Here is a 23,071-nt window from a genome sequence, read left to right on the forward strand (position 1 = left end):
CGTGATGCGGGGCGCGGCCCCCCTCACCCGACCCTCTCCCCCGTTCGGGGGAGAGGGCTTTCGGTCAGGCGTTCCCGCCGAGATACTCCATCGCCACCTGCACGCCGCCGGCCTGGTGCGGCACGCCGGCCGCGCGCAGCCCCATCTCCACGCCGCCCAGCGCGCCGACCAGTTGCAACGGGCTGATGTCGCCCAGGTGGCCGATGCGGAACACCCGGTCGTTCAACTGGCCGAGGCCGTTGCCGAGCGACATGTTGAACTTCTCAAGGATGGTGGCGCGCAGCGCATTGGCGCTGTGGCCTTCCGGCAGGCGCACCGCCGTCAGCACGGAGGAATAATGCCGCGGGTCCTGGCACTGCACCTCCAGCCCCCAATGGCGGACGGTGCGGCGGGTGGCTTCCGCCATGCGGTCGTGCCGGGCGAAGACGTTGTCGAGGCCTTCCTCCAGCAGCATGTCGATGGCGGTATCCAGCGCGTAGAGCATGTTGGTGGCCGGCGTGTAGGGGAAGTAGCCGGTGGCGTTGGAGGCCAGCATCGGCTTCCAGTCCCAGAAGCTGCGCGTCAGTCTTGCCTGCTCGCTGGCCTTGATCGCCTTGGCGGAGATGGCGTTGAAGGACAGGCCCGGCGGCAGCATCAGGCCCTTCTGGCTGCCGGAGACGGTGACATCCACGCCCCACTCATCGTGGCGGTAGTCCATGGACGCCAGGCCGGAAATGGTATCGACCAGCAGCAGCGCCGGGTGGCCGGCGGCATCGATGGCGCGGCGCACCTCGTCGATGCGGGACGTGGCGCCGGTGCTGGTCTCGTTGTGCACGACGCAGATCGCCTTGATGGCGTGCGACTTGTCATCCCGCAGCTTCTGCTCGATCGCCGCCACATCGGCACCGCGGCGCCAGTCGGTCTTGACGAAGTCGGCGACGATGCCGAGGCGTTCCGCCATCTCGTTCCACAGATGCGCGAACCAGCCGGTCTCGCACATCACCACGCGGTCGCCGGGGGACAGGGTGTTGACCAGGGCGGCCTCCCAGGCGCCGGTGCCGGAGGCCGGGAAGATCACCACATGGCTGTCCGTCTTGAAGACCTTCCGGACCTTCTCCAGAACCTGGGCGCCGAACTTGCCGAAATCCGGGCCGCGATGGTCCATGGTCGGGTGGTCCATGGCGCGCAGGATGCGGTCCGGCACGTTGGAGGGGCCGGGGATCTGCAGGAAATGGCGGCCGGAATTGGGCTTGGACTGGAAATAGGCCATGGCGGCGATCCTCCTCGGTTGCCGCTACCTAGCCTCCACCCAGGCCGGCTGCCAATGAGTAAGCCTTGTAGGATTGATGAGACTTATAGATCGGACATTTGCAGGGCGGCGCGCTAAGCAGCCCGCAAGGATGAGGGAACCAGCATGAACGCCAGCCGCGACATCGGAACCAGCCGCCTGGCGGACCGGCTGCGGCGCGAGACCTCGGGCGAGGTGCTGTTCTCCGCCGGCGACCGCGGGCGCTATGCGACGGATGCCTCGATCTACCAGATGATGCCGGTGGGCGTGCTGGTGCCGCGAGCCACGGCGGATGTCGCGGCTGCCATGGCGATCTGCCGGGAGGAAGGCGTGCCGGTGCTGGCGCGCGGGGCCGGCACCAGCCAGTGCGGCCAGACGGTGAACAGCGGCCTGGTGATCGACTGCACCCCGCATCTGCGCCGCGTCCTGTCTGTTGAGGGTGACACGGCGCGCGTCGAGCCGGGCATCACGCTCGGCGCGCTGAACGAGGCGCTGAAGCCCTCCGGAAAATTCTTCCCGGTCGATCCCTCGACCTGGGCGCGCTGCACCATCGGCGGCATGGCGGGCAACAATTCCTGTGGCTCGAAATCCATCCGCTACGGGCTGATGGCAGACAACGTCCGGGCCATCGACGCCATCCTGGCCGATGGCACGCGCTTCAACTTCGCCGAGTTGCCGGACAACCTCGGCCCGGACGTCCCGGGCGGCGTCGCCGACCTGGTGGCGAAGCTGCGCGCGATCGGGGCGCGGGAGGCGGAGGAAATCGCGGCGCGCTTCCCGGAGCAGCTTCGCCGCGTCGGCGGCTACAACCTGGATGCGCTGACGCCGGATGGCCGCCAGCACGGCCGCGGCAGCCTGGCGCGGCTGCTGGTGGGCAGCGAGGGCACGCTGGCGTTTTCCGCCGCGCTCGACCTGAAGCTGTGGCCGATCAAGCCGCGCAAGGTGCTGGGCATCTGCCAGTTCCCGTCCTTCCGCCGCGCCATGGAGGCCTCCCGCCACCTGGTGACGCTGGACCCGGAGGCGGTGGAACTGGTGGATCGCACCATGATCGACCTCGGCCGGTCGATCCCGATCTACCGCGACACCATCGACCAGATCCTGATCGGCGAGCCGGACAGCCTGCTGATCGTCGAATTCCACGGCCATGACGACGCCGCGCTGCTGGTGCAACTCGATCGACTGACAGAGATGATGGGCGACCTCGGCCTGCCGGGCCAGGTCGTGCGCATCACCGATGCCGGCTTCCAGGCGCGCGTGGCGGAGGTGCGCGAGGCCGGGCTGAACATCATGATGAGCATGAAGGGCGACGGGAAGCCGGTGTCCTTCATCGAGGATTGCGCCGTCGGACTCGACGACCTTGCCGACTACACCGAGCGTCTGAACGACGTGTTTGCGCGATATGGCACCAAGGGCACCTGGTACGCCCATGCCAGCGTCGGCTGCCTGCATGTGCGGCCGGTGCTCAACATGAAGTCCGGCGAGGACGTGACGAAGATGCGCGCCATCGCCGAGGAATGCTTCGCGCTCGTGCGCGAATACAAGGGCAGCCATTCCGGCGAGCATGGCGATGGCATCGTGCGGTCGGAGTTCAACGAACCGATGTTCGGCGCCCGCATCGCGCGCGCCTTCGAACAGGTGAAGGACGCCTTCGACCCGGGCTCGGATGCGCTGCCGCACGGGCTGCTGAACCCGAACCGCATCGTGCATCCGCCGCGCATGGATGACCGCACGCTGTTCCGCTACGGGCCGGACTACGCGGCGGATCCGAAGGTGACGCCGGCGCTCGACTGGTCCGCCTGGCCCGGTCCGCAAGGCGGCCTGCTGGGCGCCGTCGAGATGTGCAACAACAACGGCATCTGCCGGAAGTTCGACGCCGGCAGCATGTGCCCCTCCTACCGCGCCACGCGGCAGGAACAGCACCTCACGCGCGGCCGCGCCAACACGCTGCGGCTGGCGCTGACCGGGCAGCTTGGCGAGGACGGGCTGGCCTCCGACGAGGTCGCGGCGGCGCTGGCGCTCTGCGTCGGCTGCAAGGCCTGCAAGCGCGAATGCCCGACCGGCGTCGACATGGCGAAGATGAAGATCGAGGCCGCGCATGCCCGCGGCCGCGCCCGTGGCGTGGCGCTGAAGGACAGGTTGATCGCCACCATGCCGCGCTGGGCGCCGCTCGCCGCCCGCGCGCCGGCGCTGTTCAACCTGCGCGACATGATCCCCGGCGCGGCGAAGCTGACGCAGGGCCTGACGGGCCTCGCCGCCGGCCGCACCCTGCCCCGCTTCCGCGGCGACGCTTTCCGGGATGCGGAACTGCGCGCACCGGATGGCAGGGCAAGCGAGGTCATCCTGCTGCCCGACCTGTTCAACCGCTACTTCGAGCCGGAGAATCTACGCGCTGCCATCCGCGTACTCCGCGCCGCCGGCGCCGATCCGGCGGTGGCCCGACCGCGCACGGGATCACGCCCGCTGGATGAGGGCCGCACCTACCTCGCCGCCGGCATGGTCGAGGAAGCCCGCGCCGAGGCCCGCCGCACCCTGGAAGCCCTGGCGCCGTTCGAGAGCCCGGTGCTCGGCCTGGAACCCTCCTGCCTGCTGACGCTCCGCGACGAGTTCCTGTCCATGCTGCCGGGCGAGGCGGCCGAGAGGCTGGCGGGGCGGGCGATGCTGGTGTCCGAGTGGCTGGCGAAGACGAAGGCGCCGCTGAAGCTGAAGGAGATCGGCGCGGAGGCGCATATCCACGGCCATTGCCACCAGAAGGCGGTCGGCGACTTCCCGGCGGCGGTGGCGACGCTGACGCGCATCCCGGGGCTGAAGGTGACGCCCATCGCATCGTCCTGCTGCGGCATGGCCGGCGCCTTCGGCTACGATGCGGAAAAATTGCCGACCTCGATCGCCATGGCGGAATTGTCGCTGCTGCCGCATATCCGGCGCACGGCGCCCACCGCGCTGATCGTGGCCGACGGCACATCCTGCCGCCACCAGATCGCCGACCTGGCCAAGCGGCCGGCGCTGCATTCCATCCGCATCCTGGATATGGCCCTCGCATGACCACTCCCGACGATGTCCTGGCCTTCTGGTTCGCCGAAGGCCCCGCCACCTTCCGCAAGGCCTGGTTCGTCAAGGACGACGCCTTCGACGCCAGCATCCGCGACGGCTTCGCCGATCTGGTGGCCCCCGCGCGCGACGGAGCCCTGGATGGCTGGGCGGCGACGGCGGAGGGCGCGCTGGCGCTGCTGCTGGTGCTCGACCAGTTCCCGCGCAACCTGCACCGCGGCAGCGCCGAGGCCTTCGCCAGCGACGCCCACGCCCGCGCCATCGGGCGCGACGTGGTGCTGGCGCGCGGCCTGGACCGTGGCCTGCACCCGGTACAGCGCATGTTCCTGTACCTGCCCTTCGAACATGGCGAGGACCTGCCGGACCAGGACCTGTCCGTCGCCCTGTTCGAGGGTCTGCGGGACACCCCCGCCATGGCCGCGCCGGATGGCGCCATCGACTATGCGTGGCGGCACCGCGTGGTGATCCAGCGCTTCGGCCGCTTCCCGCACCGCAATGCCGCCCTGGGGCGGGAGAGCACGCCGGCGGAACGTGCCTGGCTCGCGGCCGGCGGCGGGTTCTAGCCTCAACTTCTGCGACAATTTCCTGTTCCGTCCCTGCGCCTGTTGCGCCATGTTACGTTCCGGAATCGGAAGGGGGTCGGGCGCATGCGGACAGCGAAGGCTTTGCTGCTGGCCTGCACCCTCCTGGCCGGCACGGCGCAGGCGCAGGTGCCCGCCGGCTTCTATGTCTCCGCCGGCATCGGCGTGAACCAGTCGCAGCAGACCGACGTCGAGACCAGCGGCAATGTCGCCAGGGCGCTGAACGGCCAGCCCAGCATCCGCTTCGAACCGCAGGCGATGGGCGTGCTGGCGGTGGGCTACGGCTTCGGCAACGGCATCCGCGTCGAGCTCGAAGGCAGCCTCCGCGCCAGTGCGGTGGAGAGCGCCAGCGGCCCCGCCAGCCTGTCCCCGGTGACGCAGAGCCAGGGGCAGATCTGGAACTGGGGCGTCATGGCCAACGCCTATGTGGACATCCCGGTCGGCGTCGACTGGATCCAGCCCTATCTCGGCGTCGGCCTCGGCTATGTGTGGTCGGAGGTGGAGGACCTTCGCGTGAACGGCAACCGCCAGCGCCTGGCGGTGGATGGCACGGACGGGTCGCTCGCCTACCAGGCCATCGCCGGCGCCGCCTTCCCGATCGGCGCGATACCGGGCCTGTCCGCGACAGCGGAATACCGCTTCATGGGCACCGTTGACCCGGAATACAGCGCCACACTGTTTGCCCGGAACGGCCGCAACCAGACCGGCCGGGCGGAGATCAACCCCTACCACCACGCCGTGCTGTTCGGCGTTCGCTATGCGCTGGGCGGCACGCCGGAGCCCTTGCCCGTCGCACCCTCGCTCGCCGCCCCGCCCATGGCCCCGCCGCCGGTCGCCGCGGCGCCCGCCGTGGCGCGCAGCTACATCGTGTATTTCGGGCTCAACAGCGCCTCCCTCACGGCGCGGGCGCGGGAGATCGTGGCGGAGGCGGCGCAGGCTGCCCGCAGCGGCCCGGCGCGCATCGAGGTCAGCGGCCACACCGATACGGTGGGCCCGGCCGCCGCCAACCAGCGCCTTTCGATGCGGCGCGCGGAGGCCGTGGCCTCCGAACTCCGTCGCCAGGGCATCCGGGGCGAGGATATCGGCGTGTCGGCCTTCGGCGAGACGCAGCTTGCGGTGGCGACGCGGGACGGGGTGCGGGAGCCGCGGAATCGCCGGGTGGAGATCGTCGTCCGATAGGACGCGGAAAGCGGGTGCGGTAGAAGGCGCGGCCGGTTCAGGCCAGCGCCGCGGCCACCGCGGGCGCCAGCCCGGCGAATTCCGCGGCGCGCGGGCTGCGCGGCCGCCAGGCGAGCGCCAGCATGCGGGCCGGCGCCGAGGAACCCTCCAGCCGGCGCAGCTCCACCGGCGCATCGCCCAGCACGCCGGCATCGATGGCCAACTGCGGCAGCAGCGTGATGCCGAGGCCGCCGGCAACCATCTGCACCAGCGTGTGCAGGCTGGTGGCGGCGAAGCCATCCTCGCTGGCGTCGGACAGCCCGCGCGGCAGGCCGCAGGCGGCCTCGGCATGGCCGCGCAGGCAGTGGCCGTCCTCCAGCAACAGCATCCGCTCGCCGGACAGGGCCGAGACCGGCACCGTGTCGCGCGCCGCCAGATGGTGGCCGCGCGGCAGGGCGAGGCGGAACGAATCGGCCGCCAGCGGCAGGGTCTCGATGGCGCCCGCCGCCGGCAGCGCCAGGATCAGCAGGTCCAGCTTCCCGGCCTCCAGCCCCGCAACCAGCCGGTCCGTCAGATCCTCCCGCAGCCACAGCCGCAGCCGGGGGTAGGCGGCGCGCAGCGCCGGCATCAGGCGCGGCAGCAGGAAGGGGCCGATGGTCGGGATCACGCCGAGGCGCAGCGGGCCGGACAGCGGGTCCCGCGCCGTCGCCGCGGTCTCGGCCACCGCCTCCAGCGCCGCCAGCGCCGTGCGGGCGCGCGCCACGAGTTCGAGGCCGAGTGGCGTGAAGACCGGGCGCTTCACCGCGCCGCCACGCTCCAGCAGCGCCGCCGCCAGTTGGCGCTCCAGCGCGATCAGCCCGGCTGAGAGGGTGGATTGCGTGACTGCGCAGGCGGAAGCGGCCCGGCCGAAATGGCCGTGATCCGCCAGGGCCACCAGATAGCGGAGCTGCTGCGGGCTGGGGAGGAGCATGATCGACAGAACCAATCAAACGGCCGAAAACTATTCATTGGCACGCTTTGCTGCACTGCGCCATAAATGGTGCATCGCAGCGCAGGTTGCGCAAAGCCCTCCCTCCCCAGGAGATTTCCATGCTGACCGTCGGCGACAAGTTCCCCACCTTCAAGCTCACCGCCGTCAAGGGCGGCAAGGAAGGCCTGCTCGGCCCGGGCAAGTCCTTCACCGAGATCTCCGAGTCGACCGATGCCGGCAAGTGGAAGGTCGTGTTCTTCTGGCCGAAGGACTTCACCTTCATCTGCCCGACCGAGATCGCCGCCTTCGGCAAGCTGAACGGCGAGTTCGCGGACCGCGACACCGTGCTGTACGGCGCCTCCACCGACAGCGAGTTCGTGCACCTGAACTGGCGCGTCTACAACGAGGACATCCGCAACCTCGAGATCCCGATGCTGGCCGACACCAAGCGGGAGCTGTCCGCAGCCCTCGGCATCCTCGACAAGGCCGAGGGCGTGCCGCTGCGCGCGACCTTCATCGTCGACCCGGAGGGCACGATCCAGTGGGCCGCCGTGAACGGCCTGAATGTCGGCCGCAACCCGCAGGAAGTGCTGCGCGTGCTGGACGCGTTGCAGACGGATGAGCTGTGCCCCTGCAACTGGGAGAAGGGCAAGGATGTCCTGAAGCCGCAGGAGCTGTTCGAGCAGGCCGCCTGATCCAACGGCGCGGTCCCCTCACCCAACCCTCTCCCCCCTCGGGGGAGAGGGCTCTGCCTGTCCTGATGAGGTCATCCCCATGTCTCTCGAAGCCATTCGCGGGCGGCTGCCCGACTATGCCAAGGACCTGAAGCTCAACCTGGGCTCGCTGGCCACCGAGCCGGTGCTGAACCAGCAGCAGCGCGCCGGCACCTTCGTCGCCTCCGCCCTCGCCAGCCGCAACGCGGAACTGACCGCCGCCCTGGTCGCCGAATTCGGCGCGCAGTTGTCGCCGGAGGCACTGGCCGCCGCCAAGGCCGCCGCCGCCATCATGGGCATGAACAACGTCTACTACCGCTTCACGCATCTGGTGGGTGGCGACTACGCCAACATGCCGGCCAAGCTGCGCATGAACGTCATGGCCAAGCCGGGCGTCGACAAGGCGGATTTCGAGCTGTGGTCGCTTGCGGTCTCCGCCATCAACGGCTGCGGCATGTGCATGGAAAGCCACGAGAAGATCGTGCTGCATGGCGGGCTGAGCAAGGAACAGGTGCAGGCCGCGGTGCGCATCGCCGCCGTGGTGCACGCGACCGCCGCCGTGCTCGATGGCGAGGACGCACTGGCGTCCGGCCTGCAGCAGGCGGCCTGACCAGGCCGCCGGTGCCGCCCGACGGGCGGCACCGGCCTGATGGATTACTGCGTGCCGCCGGTCGCGCCGGCGCCGCCGGCGCCGCCCGAGCCACTCGCGCTGCCACCCGAGCTGGCGCCCGCCGAGGCCCCGGCCCCGGCCCCCTCGCCGGACGGGCTTCCGGTGCTGGTCGAACCGCCGCCCGCAACTCCCGAAGTGCCGCCGCGCTGATCCGAACCGCTCTGGGATGCACCGGGCGCAAGCCGCCCGGCGGACGGGACGCCAGGCGTCGCGCCGGAATTCGGCGTGGCGTCGCAGGCCGCGAGGCCGAGCGCGAAGGCAGAGGCCAGGACGGGCGTCAGGATTCGAAGCTTCATGGTGGGTCCCCTGTGGTCGTGGTGTGAACCACAACCAGGCAGGACCGCTCGGGTTCGATCGGCGGCTGAACGACCCCGGAGCTTGCCCGTGGCCAGGGGCGATCTACCCGCCATACCCCGCGACGCGCGGCAGCCACAGCGCGATCTCCGGGAAGGCGATCAGCATCGCGGTGCCGAAGGCCAGCATCAGCATGTAGGGCAGGATGCTGCGGTTCACCTCCGCCAGCGGCGCCCCGGTGATGGCCTTGATGACCACCAGGTTCAGCGCCACCGGCGGCGAGATCAGCGCCATCTCCAGGCTCAGCGTCAGCAGGATGCCGTACCAGACCTTGTCGATGTCCAGCACGCCGAGCAGCGGCAGGATGGCCGGCATGGTCAGCAGGATGATGGAAAAGCTCTCCAGCACCAGGCCGAGCAGGAACAGCAGCACCATCATGGCGATCAGGAATTCGGTGCGCGACAGGCCGAAATCGGCGACCAGTTGCGTCAACTCCTGCGGCACCTGCAGCTTGGTCAGCATGTAGCCGTAGATGGCGGCACCCGCGATGATCATCAGCAGCATGGCCGACGTCCGCGTCGCCTCCTGCACACCCTGCAGCATGTCGCGCCAGGTCAGCGTGCGGTAGATCAGGGCGGCGATCAGCAGGGCGTAGATCGTGCCGGTGCCCGCCGCCTCCGTCGCCGTGAAGACGCCAAGATAGATGCCGCCGAGCACGAAGATGGGCAGCGAGAGCGACCAGCCGGCGCGCATCAGGGCCACCTGCACGCTGTCGGGCACCGGCTCATCCGCCGGGACCTTGGCCTTGCCCTCGGTGACGAAGCAGTAGGCGGCGAACATCAGCGCCATCAGCAGGCCCGGCACCAGCCCGGCCAGGAACAGCGCGGCGACCGAGGTTTCGGTCACATAGGCGTACAGGACCATGGGCGCCGAGGGCGGGATCAGGATGCCGAGCGTGCCGCCGCCGGCCACCACGCCGAAAGCGCCCTGGCGGGACATGCCGTAGCGCAGCATCTGCGGGATGGCGATCTTGCCGATGGTCAGCGCGGTCGCGACCGAACTGCCGCTGATCGCGGCGAAGACGGTGCAGGCCAGGACGGTCGCGATGCCGACGCCGCCGCGCACGCCGCGCAGCAGGGCGAAGGCGGCGTTGTACAGGTCGTCCACCACGCGGCCGCGCACCATGATGTGCGCCATCAGCATGAACAGCGGGATCGCCACCAGCAGGTAGCCATCGAGCTTGCCGATGACCATCTCGCCGAGCGCCGGCACCGCGCCCTCGACCCAGAACAGCACGCCGAGCGGCAGCAGGAACAGCGCCGCGAACATCGGCATGCCGAGCCACAGCAGGACGATCAGCGCGCCCAGCAGCAGGAAGAAGGTCACGCGCGCGTCACTCCTTCAGGTCATTCCGCTCGGGCGAGCGGGTCGCGCGGGACCGTCTCCGAACTGTCCGGCAGGTATTCGGGCTCGCGCCCCAGCAGCAGCAGCAGCGTCTGTGCGGAGGCCACCAGCAGCAGCAGTGCGGCGCCCACCGGCAGCAGCGCCTGCACCCACCAGGCGGGCACACCCTCCAGGTCGGTCATCATGCCGACCATGCGGCTGAACTGCACCGTCTCGATCCCGGCATCCAGCAGCACGGCCGCAACCACCGCGACTGACAGCGTGCCGATCAGGTGCACGACCCGCACCGGGCGCGGGCCGAGCCGGTCGCGCGCGATGTCGACGCCGATGTGCTCGAAGCGGCGCTGCGCCTCCGGCGCCGCCAGCATCACCACGCCCACCACCAGCCAGCCGGCGACCTTGTCGGTCCAGGGCTCCGGCTGGCCCAGCAGGTAGCGCATGCCGACGGCATAGCCGACCAGGGCCACGCAAAGCAGCGTCAGCACCGCGCCCAGCCCACCGGCGAAGCGCGCCACCACTCCGACGGCGCGCTCCAGCCCACGCATCTCAGGCGGTCGGGATGTTGCGCAGCAGCTCGATGGCGCGCGGGCCGCCCTCGGGCGCCAGGCGCAGGAAGGCCGCGATCACCGGCGGCTGCATCGCCGCCTGCCACGTCGCCGCCTCGGCCGCGGTCTGCTCGTGGATGGTCATGCCGCGCTCGCGCAGCGTGCCCAGCGCCGCCTTGGCGGTGTCTTCCGTGATCTGCATCTGGTCCTGCTCCGCCTTGCGGGCGGCGGCCTCGATCGCGGTGCGGTGCGCGGGGGCCAGGCCGTTGAACCAGCGCGGGTTCACATAGACATGGCTGATGACGGAGAAATACGGCGCGACGGTGCCGAACTTCTGGATCTCGTAGTAGCGGCGCGACACGGCGGCGGAGATGTCCGTCAGCCCCGCATCCAGCACGCCGGATTGCAGCGCCTGCGACACTTCCGGCCCCGGCATGGCGGAGGGCGCGGCGCCGACGGCGGACAAGGCGTGGTCGGTCAGCGCATTCAGGCCGCGGATCTTCATGCCCTGGAAGTCGGCCAGGTTGACGATCGGCTTGCGGTTGCTGGTGAAGATGGATTGGCGGGTGGTGTAGAGCCACATCAGGTTCTTCACGGCGCGGCGTTCCAGCAGCCCTTCCAGGTGCTTCGCCGCCTCGCTGCCCGGAAAGCGGCTGATCCGCGCGAAATCCGTGAACAGGTAGGGGATGGTCGGCGCGTTCATCTCGGGGATGGTCGTGCCCCACTGGAAGTTCACCGCCGCCGCCGCCTCGAAGGCGCCGCGCGCCACGCCGGGGAAGTTCTCGCCGGCCTTGGCAAGCTGTTCCGCCGGGAAGACCTGCACCTCCACCTGGCCCTGGCTGCGCGCCTTCACATCCTCGGCGAAGGCGGCGACGACGCGGGCATTGTGGTGGGAGGGGGGAAACTGGTGCGACAGCCGCATCGTGACGGCGGCTTGCGCCTGGCCGAGGCGCGGCAGCGCGGGCGTGGCCAGGGCGGCGGCGATAAGGGTGCGGCGGCGCATGATTTCGTTCCTCCCGGGATGATGGCGCAGATGTGCGTCAGCCCGCGCCCGCGGTCAACGCCGCGTGAGAACCCGAAGAAAGGAGAAGCGCTGGATGGTGGGCGCGACAGGGATTGAACCTGTGACCCCCGCCGTGTCAAGGCGATGCTCTCCCGCTGAGCTACGCGCCCATCCAGCGAAGCGCTGAGATAGCCAAGGCCGGAGGGCAACGCAAGCCCAGGGCGGCCGGCCGATCCGACGGCAGGGGATGACAAGCGGCCCCTCGCTGTGGCTTGATCGAAGCACCGATGGACCTGCCTCTGCCCGCCGCCCTGACCACCAGCCTGGTCCCCGACCTGCCGCCGCTGCACGTGGCGCGGCCGGAGCGCCAGACCGTGCCCCTGGTCTTCGCCTCCCCGCACAGCGGCGCGCACTACACCGCAGGTTTCCTGGCCGATTCCCGCCTGGACCCCACGGCGCTGCGCCGCAGCGAGGACAGCTTCGTGGACGAGTTGTTCGCCGCCGCCCCCGGCTTCGGCGCGCCGCTGCTGACGGCCACCTTCCCGCGGGTGTTCTGCGACGTGAACCGGGAGCCCTGGGAACTCGACCCCGGGATGTTCGACGGCCCGCTGCCCGCCTGGGTGAACAGCGCCAGCCCGCGCGTCGGCGCCGGGCTCGGCACCATCGCCCGCATCGTCGCCTCCGGCGAGCCGGTGTACCGCAACAAGCTGGCCTTCGCCGATGCGGAGGCGCGCATCCGCCAGTTCTGGCAGCCCTACCACGCGGCCCTGGCGGCCCTGATCGCGGAAACCCGTGCCAGCTTCGGCTACTGCCTGCTGATCGATTGCCATTCCATGCCGGCGCATCCGGCGCATGGTGTCAGCCCGGCGGATTTCGTCCTCGGCGACGCGCATGGCACCGCCTGCGCGCCGCGCGCGACGCGGCTGGTGGAGGAAACGCTGGGCGGCCTCGGCTACCGGGTGCGCCGCAACGATCCCTATGCCGGCGGCTACGTCACCCGCCATTACGGCCGGCCGCGGGAGGGTGTGCATGCGCTGCAGATCGAGATCGCGCGCAGCCTGTACATGAACGAGGCGCGGGTGGAACGGGCGCCCGGGATGCAGGCGCTGACCCGCGACCTGACGCGGCTCGTCGCAACGCTCGCCAAGGCGGACTGGTCCGTCCTGCGCTGACCAGACCCTGGCGGACGTACACCGGACAAAAAAAGGGCGGTCCCTTGCGGGACCGCCGAGTTTAGGGAGGAAACGTCCAAGAAAGACAGACAACCCGGCAACGCCGTGTTGCTGCGATGCACAATCTATAGCGGAGAGCCGGGCCTCACAAGGGTCTTTTTGCGGTGCAGCATGAAAATCTTGCTGCATTGCACCCACGCACCGAATGCATGCCGCGGCGACAGGCAGCGCCTTTCCGCCGGGCATCAGCGTGTCAGCCAAACTCCGCCCGGATCGCCGCGCCGTGCTCGCCAAGCGCCGGCACCCTCCCGTACTGCCGCGCCTCGCCCGCCAGCCGAGCCGCCGGTGCCGCCACCTGCACCGGCCCGCCCGGCGTCTCGACCCGCAGGCGCCGCAACGCCGGATGGGCGGCGAGTTCGGCGACCCCGTTGACGAAGCCATAGGCGATGCCCGCCGCGTTCAGCCGCGCCGCGGCGGCATCGCGCGTCAGGCCGGCGAAGACGGTGCCGATATGCGCATCCACCGCCGGGCGGTTGGCGACCCGCTCGTTGTTGCTGCGCCAGCCTGGCTGCGCGGGCAGGCCGGGCTCCGCCAGGAAGCCGCCACAGAAGGCAGCCCATTCCCGTTCGTTCTGGATCGAGATCAGCACCAGCGCGCCATCCGACGTGGCGAAGGCGCCGTAGGGGCAGATGGAGGGATGCGCGAGGCCGACGCGGGCCGGCGCGCGGCCGGTGCCCTCGTAGTACAGCAGCGGCACGTTCATCCAATCCGCCATGCCGTCGAACAGCGAGACCGCGATGCCGGTGCCCTGCCCGGTGATGCCGCGGGCGATCAGCGCCTCCAGCACCGCCGCATGGGCGTTCATGCCGCAGGCGATATCCACCACCGAGACGCCGACGCGCCCCGGCCCGGCCGGATGGCCGGTGATGGCGGCGAGTCCGGATTCGGCCTGCACCAGCAGGTCGTAGGCCTTCATCGCGGCGTAGTCGCCCTCCTCGCCATAGCCGGAGATGTCCACGGTGATCAGGCGCGGGTGCTTCGCGCGCAACTCCGCGCTGTCGAAGCCGGCGCGGGCCATGGCGCCGGGGGCGAGGTTCTGGATGAACACATCCGCCTTCGCCAGGATGCGCCCGAGCAGCGCCTTGTCGGCCGGGTCCTTGATGTCGAGGACCAGGGACTCCTTGCCGCGGTTCAGCCAGACGAAATAGCTGGACTGACCGGCTGCGGCGGTGTCGTAGCCACGGGCGAAGTCGCCTTCGGCACGTTCGATCTTGATGACGCGGGCGCCGGCATCGGCGAGCTTCACGGAGCAGGTGGGTGCCGCGACGGCCTGCTCCATGGCGACGACGAGGAGGCCGGACAGCGGCCTGGCCGCCATGGTCGCAAGATCGGTCAAGCCATCCTCCCTTGCGGCCGCCCGGCCGCGATCCTCATCTGCGCGTCATCATCCAGCATCATCGTGGAGCCCGGGATGCCGAAGAGTTGGGAGGAGAAGTTCCACGGCGCCAGGCCGCCGCATGTCACGGTGCTGGCGAAGCCCTTCGCCGGGCTGAAGCAGGGAGCGCTTCTGTTCATCGCCTCTCCCGCCATTCTGGACGCAAGGCTGCGCGCCATCCCACGCGGCCAGACACTGGACCCGGCGACGCTGCGTGCAGAACTCGCGCGCGAACATGGGGCGGAGGCCACCTGCCCCGCCTCCACCGGCATCTTCCTGCGCATCGTGGCGGAACGGGCGCTGGCGCAGCCGGCGGAGGAACGTACCCCTTTCTGGCGGGTGATCGCGCCCGAGAGCCCGCTCGCCCGGAAGCTGTCCTGTGGCCCTGACCTCATCCGCCATCTCCGCGCGCTGGAGGCTCAATAGCTCCGCGGCATGCCCAGCACGTGTTCCCCAATGTAGCTCAGGATCAGGTTCGTGCTGATCGGCGCCACCTGGTACAGCCGCGTCTCGCGGAATTTCCGCTCGATGTCGTATTCCTCGGCAAAGCCGAAGCCGCCATGGGTGTTCACGCAGGCCTCGCCGGCGGCCCAGCTGGCCTCGGCGGCCAGCATCTTGCCCATGTTCGCCTCTTCGCCGCAGGTCTCGCCGCGCTCGAATTTGGCCAGGCCCCTCTGCACGATGGCTTCCGCGGCGCGCATCTGGGCGTAGGCCTTGGCGATGGGGAACTGCACGCCCTGGTTCTGGCCGATCGGGCGGCCGAACAGCACACGCTCCTTGGCATAGGCGGCCGATCGCACGGTGAACCACTTGGCGTCGCCGATGCACTCGGCGGCGATCAGCAGGCGCTCGGCGTTCATGCCGTCCAGGATGTAGCGGAAGCCGCGGCCTTCCTGCCCGAGCAGGTTCTCCGCCGGAACCTCCATGTTGTCGAAGAACACCTCGCAGGAATTGTGGTTCATCATGGTGCGGATCGGGCGGATGGTCAGGCCTTTCGCCGTCCGCATGTCGACGATGAAGGTCGACAGCCCCTCGGTCTTCTTCGCCACCTGGTCGCGCGGCGTGGTGCGGGCCAGCAACAGCATCAGGTCGGAGTGCTCGGCGCGGCTGGTCCAGATCTTCTGGCCGTTGATGATGTACTTGTCGCCCTCGCGGCGCGCGGTGGTGCGCAGCGCGGTGGTGTCGGTGCCGCTGGTGGGCTCGGTCACGCCGAAGGCCTGCAGGCGCAGCTTGCCCGCCGCGATGTCGGGCAGGTACTGCGCCTTCTGCGCCTCGCTGCCGTGCCGCAGGATGGTGCCCATGATGTACATCTGGGCGTGGCAGGCGGCGCCGTTGCAGCCGCTGGCCTGGATCTCCTCCAGGATGGCCGCCGCACCGGACAGCGGCAGGCCGGCGCCGCCGAATTCCTCGGGGATCAGCGCGGCCAGGTAGCCGCTTTCGGTCAGCGCATCCACGAATTCGGTGGGATAGCCGCGGCGGCTGTCCAGCTCGCGCCAGTATTCGCCGGGGAAACGGGCGCAGAGCTTGCGGACTTCCTCGCGGATCTCGGCATGCGGATCGGCGGCGGGCTGGTGCATGTCCATCTGGTGTCGTCTCCCGGGCTTGCCGCCCGGATTACGGCGCAGGGCCGCGCGAGTCTACCGGAGCATCGGCACCAGGCTCGCCACCAGCAGCAGCGCCATGGTGACGTTGAAGGCGCGCAGCCGCCCTGGGCTGTGCAGCAGCCGCCCGGCGGAGACGCCGATGCCGGCCCAGACCAGCAGGCACGGCAGGGTGATCAGCAGGAAGACCAGGGAGATGGCGAGGATCTGCGGCAGCATCGGCTCGCCCGGCCGGGTGAAGGCGGGCACCACGGCGGCGGCGATCATCCAGGCCTTCGGATTGACCCACTGGAACAGCGCCCCGCCGACAAAGCCCAGCGGCGGCTTGCCCGGACCGGCTGCTTCCCCCACCGCGCGGGGCTGGGGCGGCGGTGCGGTGGCGATCTTCCAGGCCAGCACCAGCAGCCAGGCGGCACCCGCCCAGCGCAGCACCTCGTGCAACGTCCGGCTGGCCAGCAGCGGCCCGGCCAGCCCCAGCCCGACCAGCAGGATCATGCCGCCGAAGCCGAAGGTGATGCCCAGCATGTGCGGCATCACCCGCCGCAGCCCGTGGCTCGCGGCGGCGGCAGCCACCATCAGCACATTCGGCCCCGGCGTGACCGAGGAGGCGATGGCGAACCCGAGGAGCGGAAACCAGTCCATGCCCGCATCGTGACAGCAACCCTGACCTGTTGAAAGATCAGCTTCGCGACAGAGCCATGCGCACCGCGATGGCCCGCACCACCAGCCCATCATGGCCGAGTTCGACCAGCGCGGTCAGCACCTGGTCATCGCCCCGGCGGGCGCGGAAGCGGCAGGTCTCGATCTCCCCGGCCGCCGCGATGCCTCGGCATTCGAAGCCCATGCGCTGCAACTGGGCGTAGAGCGGGCCGACGCTGCTGCCGGGGCCATGCGCCTCCAGCAGGTCGCGCTCCAGCCGCTCGGCCCCGGCGCGCGGGCCGGCCTTGATGTAGCTGGCCATCTCGAAGGGCACGACCCAGCCGCCGCTGAACATCTGCGCGCCGAGCACCAGCGCGCCGAGCATCAGCAGCCCCGCGATCATCGCGTTGCGGGCGGTGCGCGTGACCGGATCGCGGGGTGGCGCCACGTCGTTGGCCGGCGGCGCCTGGTACCAGGCGCGCGGCCCAGGGGACCCAGGCTTGGGTTCAGGCGCGATGGCGCGTCACCAGCCGGCCCGGGCGTTCTCCGGTGGCGCCGCCCTTGTCGCCGTAGCCGGCGCGGAAGGTGGGCACGCCATTGGCCCAGACCTCCTCGATGCCGAGGCTCGGCAGGGTCGGCGTCTCGAAGGTCGCGGCGTCGATGACGGTGGCGGGGTCGAACAGCACCAAATCGGCGTAGGCGCCCTCGGCCAGCACGCCGCGATCGACGATGCCGTAGGCCTCGGCGCAGCGGCCCGTCATCTTGTGGATCGCGGTCTCCATGCTGAACAGGCCGAGGCCGCGCGCGTAATGGCCGAGGACGCGCGGGAAGGTGCCCCACAGGCGCGGGTGCGGGTGGGCGTCGTGCGGGATGCCGTCGGAGCCGATCATGGACAGCGGATGCGCCATGATGCGGCGCACGTCTTCCTCATCCATCTGGAAGCTGATCTGGCCGGCGGGCGTCAGGCGTTCCGCCGCCGCCTTGATGTCACTGTTCCAGCCGCGGGCGATCTCGTGCAGGTAGCGGCCGGCCATCTCGGGGTGCGGCACGGACCAGGTGATCATCACCTTCACGTCGTCGCGGAGGCGATCCGGCATCAGCACGGTGGACCCGGCGGGATAGGGATAGACGTCGTAGGCGACTTCCTGCGTCCGGGCATATTCCGCGATCAGCGGCAGGGTCTGGGTGGAACGGCCGAAATTTTCCGGCAGCGAGCATTTGTGGTGGCTGATCTGCACCGCGACGCCGGCCCACTTGCCGATCTTCATGGTCTCCTCGATCGAGCCCAGCACCTTGTCGGCCTCGTCGCGCATATGCGTGGAATAGAGGCCGCCGGTGGTCTTCAGCGCCTCCGCCACCGCGATGACTTCCTCCGTCGTCGCATGCATGTTGGGGCCATAGTACAGGCCGGTGGAGAAGCCGGAGGCGCCCTCCGCCAGCGCCTGCTTCAGCCGCTGGTGCATGTGGTGGATCTCGCCATCCTTGGCCGGGCGGTAGACATCGCCATCCATCGCCTCCACCCGCATGGTCTGGTGCCCGGCGAGGGCATAGGTGTTCACCTCGCTGCCCTGCTTCGCCAGCGCATGAGCGTAGTCGCCGAAATCGGCGAAGCGCCACCAGCCCTCGGCGCCGATCAGGTCGAGCGGCGGCGGCGGCATGCGCTTGAAGCGGGCCGGGGAAAGCGAGACGCCGCAGCAGCCGACCACCACGGTGGTGACGCCCTGGCTGGTCTTGCAGGTGGTGCAGGCGGGGCCACACAGCACGGCACGGTCGTCATGCGTGTGCGCATCGATGAAGCCGGGCGCCACGGCGCGGCCGGTGGCGATCACCTCCCGATCCGCCGTCGCGCCGCCGAGGTCGCCGATGGCGGCGATGCGGTCGCCCTTGACCCCGACATCGCCGAGGCGGCGCGGGGCCCCGGTGCCGTCGAACAAGGTGGCGTCACGGATGATGAGGTCGCAGCGGAGCGCCATGTGGCCGGGTTCCCTATCGCTTCGGGCGATCATGCCAAGAAGGGGGGCGGCGCGCCAGGGAGCCAGGGCCGATCGTGGACGTTGCTGTCCGGCAGCACAGGAGCAACCCATGGCCAAGCCGCCACTTCCCACCGGCGCCGGCGACCGGATGAACAGCGCCGACCCCACCAGCAAGGACACCGCGGAGAAGGTGCAGCAGGGCGGCACCACGCGGAACCCGAAGGCCAAGGTGCCGTCCGACCTGTACCCGGACCCGCCGGGGGTGACGGACCAGACGAAGGGCGCGCCGGACGATTAGGCGCCGTCGGTGAAGGCCGGAAGGATCGCCTCCGTCAGCAGCGCGTGGCGCGTCTGCACCTGGCCGCGCACCCGCGGCACGTCGGCATCCGAGGTCATCACCACCGTCAGCCCCAGCCCCGGCAGCAGGTACAGCATCTGCCCGCCATAGCCCCAGGCGTAGAGCACCTGTTGCCCGCGCGCCTCCGCGATCCACCAGCCGAGGCCGTACATCTGCCCGCTACAGGCCGAGCGCGCCTGTGGCTGCCAGGCCTGCCGCAGGAAATCCGCCGGGATCACCTGGCGGCCTTCATGCACCCCGCCATTGCGGCAGCATTCGCCGAAGGTGAGCAGCGCTCGGGGCGACAATGCCATCTCGTTGCCGCCGAAATGCAGCCCCTGCGGGTCCCGCGTCCAGCCCGGCACGGTGAAGCCGAGCGGCGTGCCGAGCCAGGCTTGCGCCAGGTCGTGGACGCTGCGGCGGCTGGCGCGGGCCAGGACGGCGGCCAGGATGTGGGAGGTGCCGGTGGAATACAGCATCCGCCCGCCCGGCTCATCCACCATCGGCCGCGACAGGGCGTAGGCCAGCCAGTCCCGGCTGGCGACCCAGGCGCCGTAGTTGGCCCCCGAGGTCGGCTCGAGCCCCGCCCGCATCGACAGCAGGTGGCGCAGCGTGATGTCGCGAACCTCCGGCGGCGCGTCGCGCGGGATGCGGTTGCCGAGGATGGGGGCGACGCGCTGGTCCAGCCCGGTCAGCACGCCCCGCTCGATGGCGATGCCGGCCAGCATGGCGAGGAGGGTCTTGGAGGCCGACTTGATGTTGGTCGGCCGGTCCAGCCCGCCGCCGCGGAACACACGTTCCGCCACCGGCGCCCCGTTCTGCGCCACGATCAGCGCGCGCAGGCCGGGCGTGTCGGCGATGCCGTCGAGCGCGCGGGACAGGAGGGCCGTATCGGCGCGCGCCGGCACGGCAGCCAGGGTCAGGCCGGCCAGGGCCAGGCGGCGGGTGATGCGGAACGTCATCCCCGGCGGATGGGGAAGCGGCGCCGGTCCCCAAGCGGCCGGTTACACCTCGATACCGTACAGCGCCTTCGCCTGCTCCGGGCTGACCAGCCCATCCGCCACGTCGCGCGCCACCAGCGCCGGGTCGCGCGCCTTCGCATCGCCCATGCCGCCGCCGCCGGGCAGCTTCAGCAGCAGGCGCTTGCCCTTCGGGATCACCTGGAATCCCTTGGTGCGGATGGTGGTGCCATCGGTGTGGCCGACCCAGCCGGGCGCGCCCTCACCGCCGCCGTCGCGGCCCTTCGGTGCGTTGGCGACGCGGTCGAAGATGGCGTTGACGGCGAATTCCGCCTCGCCCTTCGTGCCGATCTCCATAACCTTGCCGAAGCCGCCGCGGGTACGGCCGGCGCCGGCCGAATCCGGGCGGAGCTGGTTCTGCCAGAAGATCACCGGCGCGACATTCTCGGTCGCCTCCACCGGCATGGTGCGGACGCCGGAGGGGAAGGCGGTGCCGTCCAGCCCATCCTTGGTCGGCCGCGCGCCGGTGCCGCCGGAGTTGAAGGTGATGATTTCGAAATCCGGCAGCTCCGCCGCCGCGCCGGAGACCTGCGCGCCGCCCCGCAGCGGCGGGTTCCACAGCGCGGAGGAACCCTCCGCATTCACCCGGTCCGGCACCGCCTGGTGCAGGCAGCCCATCATCAGGTCCGGCAGCAACTGCCCGACCACATGCCGCACCGAGACCGGATAGGGCCGCGGCGCGTTCAGGATGCAGCCCTCGGGGATCTCCATGTGGAAGGGCGCCAGCGAGGCCCAGTTGTTCGGGATTTCCGGCGCCACGACGCATTTGATGCCGAAGCAGGCATAGGCGCGGCAATAGGCGGCCGGCACGTTGATGCCGCGCCCGGACAGGCCCGAGGTGCCGGCGTAGTCCACCACGATCCGGTCCGCCTGCACCGTCATCGCGGCCTTCAGCGTGACCGGCGCCTCGTAGCCATCGGAGGTGATCTGGCTGCGGTAGGTGCCCTGCGGCAATTTCGCGATCTCCTCCAGCGTTGCCTTCAGCGAGCTGTCGAAGATGTAGGTCGCCAGCGGGTCCAGGCTGTCCATGCCGAATTCGGCGAGCATCTCCGCCAGGCGCTTGGCACCGGCATCGTTGCAGGCGCACAGGGAATAGACATCGCCCTCCAGCTCCACCGGCGTGCGCGATCCCATGCGCAGGAAGTCGAAGAAGGTCTCGTTCGGCTTGCCCTGGTCGAAGCACTTCACGATGGGGATATAGAGCCCCTCCTCGAAGACGCTGCGCCCCTCCGGCCCCATGCCGAGGCCGCCGACATCGATGACATGCGCGGTGTTGGCGAACAGGCCGACGATGCGCCCGCCGCTGAAGGCCGGCGTCACCACCGTCAGGTCGTGCAGGTGGCCGGTGCCGAGCCAGGGGTCGTTGGTGATGTAGTGGTCGCCCGGCTTCATCGTCCCGGCCGGGAATTTCGCCAGGAAGTGGCCGACGGATTCCATCATGGAGTTCACATGGCCCGGCGTGCCCGTCACCGCCTGCGCCAGCATGCGGCCATGCAGGTCGAAGACGCCGGCGGACAGGTCGCCGGCTTCGCGCACCGTGGTGGAGAAGGCGGTGCGGATCATGATCTGCGCCTGTTCCTCGACCACCGCGATCAGGCGGTTCCACTGGATCTGCTGCTGGATCTTCTCCAGCGCGCTGGCGGCTTGCGTGCTCATGCGATCCCCATCTAGGCTTGATATTCAGAGGCTTGCGGTGCGTAGGAATGGCCCGGACCAAAGTCAGCGCGGCAGTGCGGCGGAAAAACCAGGAGAAGTGGGATGCCCGCTACCTCGACCTGGCGAAGCTGGTCGGCGAATGGTCGAAGGACCCGCGCGCCAAGGTCGGCGCCGCCATCGTCAACCCGAAGCTCGGGCGGCTGATCGCCGTCGGCTTCAACGGCTTCCCCTCCAACGTCGAGGATGACGTGCGGCGGCTGGAGGACCAGAAGCTCAAGCTGACCATGACCATCCACGCCGAGCAGAACGCCCTGATCTTCGCGGGGAAGGAGGCGCGGGACTGCGACGCCTATGTGGTCGGCAAGCCGGTGTGCAGCATGTGCGCGACGCTGCTGATCCAGGCCGGCGTCAAGCGCGTCATCGCCGCCGAACCACGGCGCGGCACTGCGTCGAAGTGGGACAAGGCCGGGCTGCTGTCGATCGAGATCTTCCGGGAGGCCGGTGTCGAGTTCCGCCGCCTGACGGAGGCGGAGATGACGCGGCTGGGGCTGGATGCCGACAGCGCCACGCGATCCCTGCCGCCATCCGGCACCATCTTCGTCGAGGGTGACGAGGTGGAGCTTTAGCTCAGCCGCCGCGCGGCCGCTCTTGGATTTGCCAATCAAAGGGGCGTCTCGACCTTCTGAAGTGCCTCAATCCACTGATCGTATCTGCGCCCTGGTGCTTCATGAAGCCAAGCATGAGGTCCTCGCAAGCTGGTTCCCGTCAGTACCCCCGCCGCAGCTGAGGTGCTTCCTACCGGAAAATCAGTTTTGAACCGCATCAATTCCGATTTCTCCGGGTGCGACTCAAGTAAATCGGATTGTAAAGCGCGATTTCGAAGAGCAATGATCCCAGGCGGGGTTGCGCCAGGAGCTGACTTTCGCAACTCAGATCCTGCAAGAATTATAAATCCAGAGCCATCCGCGCGCATCTGAGCATTTATATCTCGCGCCCCTACAAATCGAAATGTGTCGCCGACTGCAATGTCAAGTGAAGGTGGCGTCGCGAGGGCGGGCCTGGGCGCTTTCGCAGGATCCAGCCTTTGCATTGGGGCTTGATTCGGAGGGGCGCGAAAGACCCGAACACCGATGATTTCGGCAAGCAGCGCCACGTCATCGACGAAGCCCTGAGCGAAGGCAGCATCACCATCGCTCAACTTTCCAAGTGAAGTTTGGTCCGTTAGAACAAGCGCCCGGCGAAGAATACGGCTCGCCTCGACAAGCAAATGCTCCGCGCGTCTGGCATGTGCCTTATTGAAGGTTTCATCAGTTGTCGACGCAACAGTTATTTGGCGCCAATCAGCCTTCTCGAGAGCATGATGCTTGCCGCGAAAGCGCTCAGCGAGCGAGTCACACTCGCCAATGTAGATGACCTCACCTGCTTCGCCTTCGCCCGAGAGAAAATAGATCGCCGGTCGCTTAGCTTCGTCTCTCTCCTTCAAAGCGTCGATTCGGTTCAGCGGACAACTGGTCAGGACCGTTGTGCTACCCGCAATAGCGGCACTCCGCAGACCATCGGGATCGCCATCGTGCAAGGTAAGCCGA

The 23,071-nt window shown here is 69.6% G+C and carries 23 protein-coding genes and 1 tRNA gene; 9 read left to right on the plus strand and 15 right to left on the minus strand.

The window, feature by feature from the left end:
- Positions 1–64 precede the first annotated feature (64 nt).
- Entirely contained in the window at positions 65–1,249 is a 1,185-nt protein-coding gene (locus ACFHPP_RS11215; RefSeq protein ID WP_437163352.1) for a pyridoxal-phosphate-dependent aminotransferase family protein, read from the minus strand.
- A gap of 144 nt (positions 1,250–1,393) precedes the next feature.
- On the opposite strand from ACFHPP_RS11215, the gene ACFHPP_RS11220 reads away from it, so the two are divergent.
- From ACFHPP_RS11220 to ACFHPP_RS11230, 3 genes are all read left to right on the plus strand, one after another.
- Positions 1,394–4,309 carry an FAD-binding and (Fe-S)-binding domain-containing protein gene (locus ACFHPP_RS11220; RefSeq protein ID WP_437163353.1) on the plus strand — a complete coding sequence of 972 codons (2,916 nt, stop codon included), beginning with the start codon at positions 1,394–1,396 and terminating at the stop codon, positions 4,307–4,309.
- The gene (locus ACFHPP_RS11225; protein ID WP_437163354.1) at positions 4,306–4,878 is read left to right on the plus strand and encodes a DUF924 family protein; all 573 of its coding nucleotides are present in this window, start codon (positions 4,306–4,308) and stop codon (positions 4,876–4,878) included. The genes ACFHPP_RS11220 and ACFHPP_RS11225 overlap by 4 nt, the downstream gene beginning before the upstream one ends.
- An 84-nt stretch (positions 4,879–4,962) precedes the next feature.
- Complete coding sequence (locus ACFHPP_RS11230; protein WP_437163355.1) at positions 4,963–6,075, plus strand: OmpA family protein; 1,113 nt, start codon at positions 4,963–4,965, stop codon at positions 6,073–6,075.
- Positions 6,076–6,112: 37 nt separating this feature from the next.
- Here the strand turns inward: ACFHPP_RS11230 and ACFHPP_RS11235 are convergent, their stop codons facing one another.
- Positions 6,113–7,027 (minus strand): hydrogen peroxide-inducible genes activator, encoded by a 915-nt coding sequence (locus ACFHPP_RS11235; RefSeq protein ID WP_437163439.1) that lies wholly within the window; start codon positions 7,025–7,027, stop codon positions 6,113–6,115.
- Positions 7,028–7,143: 116 nt separating this feature from the next.
- Here ACFHPP_RS11235 and ACFHPP_RS11240 point away from each other — a divergent pair, with 116 nt between their 5' ends.
- The gene (locus ACFHPP_RS11240; protein WP_437163356.1) at positions 7,144–7,719 is read left to right on the plus strand and encodes a peroxiredoxin; all 576 of its coding nucleotides are present in this window, start codon (positions 7,144–7,146) and stop codon (positions 7,717–7,719) included.
- 79 nt (positions 7,720–7,798) lie between these two features.
- Positions 7,799–8,347 (plus strand): carboxymuconolactone decarboxylase family protein, encoded by a 549-nt coding sequence (locus ACFHPP_RS11245; RefSeq protein ID WP_437163357.1) that lies wholly within the window; start codon positions 7,799–7,801, stop codon positions 8,345–8,347.
- Between the two features lie 44 nt (positions 8,348–8,391).
- Here ACFHPP_RS11245 and ACFHPP_RS11250 read toward each other — a convergent pair whose 3' ends face one another.
- From ACFHPP_RS11250 to ACFHPP_RS11270, 5 genes are all read right to left on the minus strand, one after another.
- Complete coding sequence (locus ACFHPP_RS11250) at positions 8,392–8,703, minus strand: hypothetical protein (protein WP_437163358.1); 312 nt, start codon at positions 8,701–8,703, stop codon at positions 8,392–8,394.
- Positions 8,704–8,806: 103 nt separating this feature from the next.
- Positions 8,807–10,087 carry a TRAP transporter large permease gene (locus tag ACFHPP_RS11255; protein WP_437163359.1) on the minus strand — a complete coding sequence of 427 codons (1,281 nt, stop codon included), beginning with the start codon at positions 10,085–10,087 and terminating at the stop codon, positions 8,807–8,809.
- A 20-nt stretch (positions 10,088–10,107) separates the two neighbouring features.
- Positions 10,108–10,650, minus strand: coding sequence for a TRAP transporter small permease (locus ACFHPP_RS11260; protein ID WP_437163360.1), 543 nt, complete (start codon positions 10,648–10,650; stop codon positions 10,108–10,110).
- 1 nt (position 10,651) lies between these two features.
- Positions 10,652–11,653 (minus strand): TRAP transporter substrate-binding protein DctP, encoded by a 1,002-nt coding sequence (gene dctP, locus ACFHPP_RS11265; RefSeq protein ID WP_437163361.1) that lies wholly within the window; start codon positions 11,651–11,653, stop codon positions 10,652–10,654.
- A gap of 95 nt (positions 11,654–11,748) precedes the next feature.
- A tRNA-Val gene (locus tag ACFHPP_RS11270) sits at positions 11,749–11,823 on the minus strand.
- A gap of 117 nt (positions 11,824–11,940) precedes the next feature.
- Here ACFHPP_RS11270 and ACFHPP_RS11275 point away from each other — a divergent pair.
- On the plus strand, positions 11,941–12,825 hold the full coding sequence (locus ACFHPP_RS11275) for an N-formylglutamate amidohydrolase (RefSeq protein ID WP_437163362.1): 885 nt from the start codon (positions 11,941–11,943) through the stop codon (positions 12,823–12,825).
- Between the two features lie 253 nt (positions 12,826–13,078).
- Here ACFHPP_RS11275 and ACFHPP_RS11280 read toward each other — a convergent pair whose 3' ends face one another.
- On the minus strand, positions 13,079–14,221 hold the full coding sequence (locus ACFHPP_RS11280; protein WP_437163363.1) for a CaiB/BaiF CoA transferase family protein: 1,143 nt from the start codon (positions 14,219–14,221) through the stop codon (positions 13,079–13,081).
- Between the two features lie 75 nt (positions 14,222–14,296).
- Here ACFHPP_RS11280 and ACFHPP_RS11285 point away from each other — a divergent pair, with 75 nt between their 5' ends.
- Entirely contained in the window at positions 14,297–14,686 is a 390-nt protein-coding gene (locus tag ACFHPP_RS11285; protein WP_437163364.1) for a hypothetical protein, read from the plus strand.
- Here the strand turns inward: ACFHPP_RS11285 and ACFHPP_RS11290 are convergent.
- The 4 genes from ACFHPP_RS11290 to ACFHPP_RS11305 are packed head-to-tail and all read right to left on the minus strand — an operon-like array spanning position 14,680 to position 18,473.
- Complete coding sequence (locus ACFHPP_RS11290; RefSeq protein WP_437163365.1) at positions 14,680–15,843, minus strand: acyl-CoA dehydrogenase family protein; 1,164 nt, start codon at positions 15,841–15,843, stop codon at positions 14,680–14,682. The two genes, ACFHPP_RS11285 and ACFHPP_RS11290, sit on opposite strands and share 7 nt — an antisense overlap.
- A 54-nt stretch (positions 15,844–15,897) precedes the next feature.
- Positions 15,898–16,503 (minus strand): LysE family translocator, encoded by a 606-nt coding sequence (locus ACFHPP_RS11295; protein WP_437163366.1) that lies wholly within the window; start codon positions 16,501–16,503, stop codon positions 15,898–15,900.
- 37 nt (positions 16,504–16,540) lie between these two features.
- Positions 16,541–16,948 carry a hypothetical protein gene (locus tag ACFHPP_RS11300; protein WP_437163367.1) on the minus strand — a complete coding sequence of 136 codons (408 nt, stop codon included), beginning with the start codon at positions 16,946–16,948 and terminating at the stop codon, positions 16,541–16,543.
- Positions 16,949–17,006: 58 nt separating this feature from the next.
- Positions 17,007–18,473 carry an N-acyl-D-amino-acid deacylase family protein gene (locus ACFHPP_RS11305; protein ID WP_437163368.1) on the minus strand — a complete coding sequence of 489 codons (1,467 nt, stop codon included), beginning with the start codon at positions 18,471–18,473 and terminating at the stop codon, positions 17,007–17,009.
- A 109-nt stretch (positions 18,474–18,582) separates the two neighbouring features.
- Between ACFHPP_RS11305 and ACFHPP_RS11310 the strand changes: the two genes are divergently transcribed.
- Positions 18,583–18,771, plus strand: a complete 189-nt coding sequence (locus tag ACFHPP_RS11310) for a hypothetical protein (protein WP_437163369.1) — start codon at positions 18,583–18,585, stop codon at positions 18,769–18,771.
- Here the strand turns inward: ACFHPP_RS11310 and ACFHPP_RS11315 are convergent.
- Complete coding sequence (locus tag ACFHPP_RS11315) at positions 18,768–19,772, minus strand: serine hydrolase domain-containing protein (RefSeq protein ID WP_437163370.1); 1,005 nt, start codon at positions 19,770–19,772, stop codon at positions 18,768–18,770. The two genes, ACFHPP_RS11310 and ACFHPP_RS11315, sit on opposite strands and share 4 nt — an antisense overlap.
- A 42-nt stretch (positions 19,773–19,814) precedes the next feature.
- The gene (locus ACFHPP_RS11320; RefSeq protein WP_437163371.1) at positions 19,815–21,485 is read right to left on the minus strand and encodes a hydantoinase B/oxoprolinase family protein; all 1,671 of its coding nucleotides are present in this window, start codon (positions 21,483–21,485) and stop codon (positions 19,815–19,817) included.
- 47 nt (positions 21,486–21,532) lie between these two features.
- Here ACFHPP_RS11320 and ACFHPP_RS11325 point away from each other — a divergent pair, with 47 nt between their 5' ends.
- Positions 21,533–22,111, plus strand: coding sequence for a deoxycytidylate deaminase (locus tag ACFHPP_RS11325; RefSeq protein WP_437163372.1), 579 nt, complete (start codon positions 21,533–21,535; stop codon positions 22,109–22,111).
- A 35-nt stretch (positions 22,112–22,146) separates the two neighbouring features.
- On the opposite strand, the gene ACFHPP_RS11330 is transcribed toward ACFHPP_RS11325, so the two are convergent.
- On the minus strand, positions 22,147–23,061 hold the full coding sequence (locus ACFHPP_RS11330) for a hypothetical protein (RefSeq protein ID WP_437163373.1): 915 nt from the start codon (positions 23,059–23,061) through the stop codon (positions 22,147–22,149).
- Positions 23,062–23,071 lie beyond the last annotated feature (10 nt).

It is taken from the genome of Falsiroseomonas sp. E2-1-a20 (genome assembly GCF_051433195.1).
In the GTDB taxonomy this organism is placed as follows: domain Bacteria; phylum Pseudomonadota; class Alphaproteobacteria; order Acetobacterales; family Acetobacteraceae; genus Falsiroseomonas.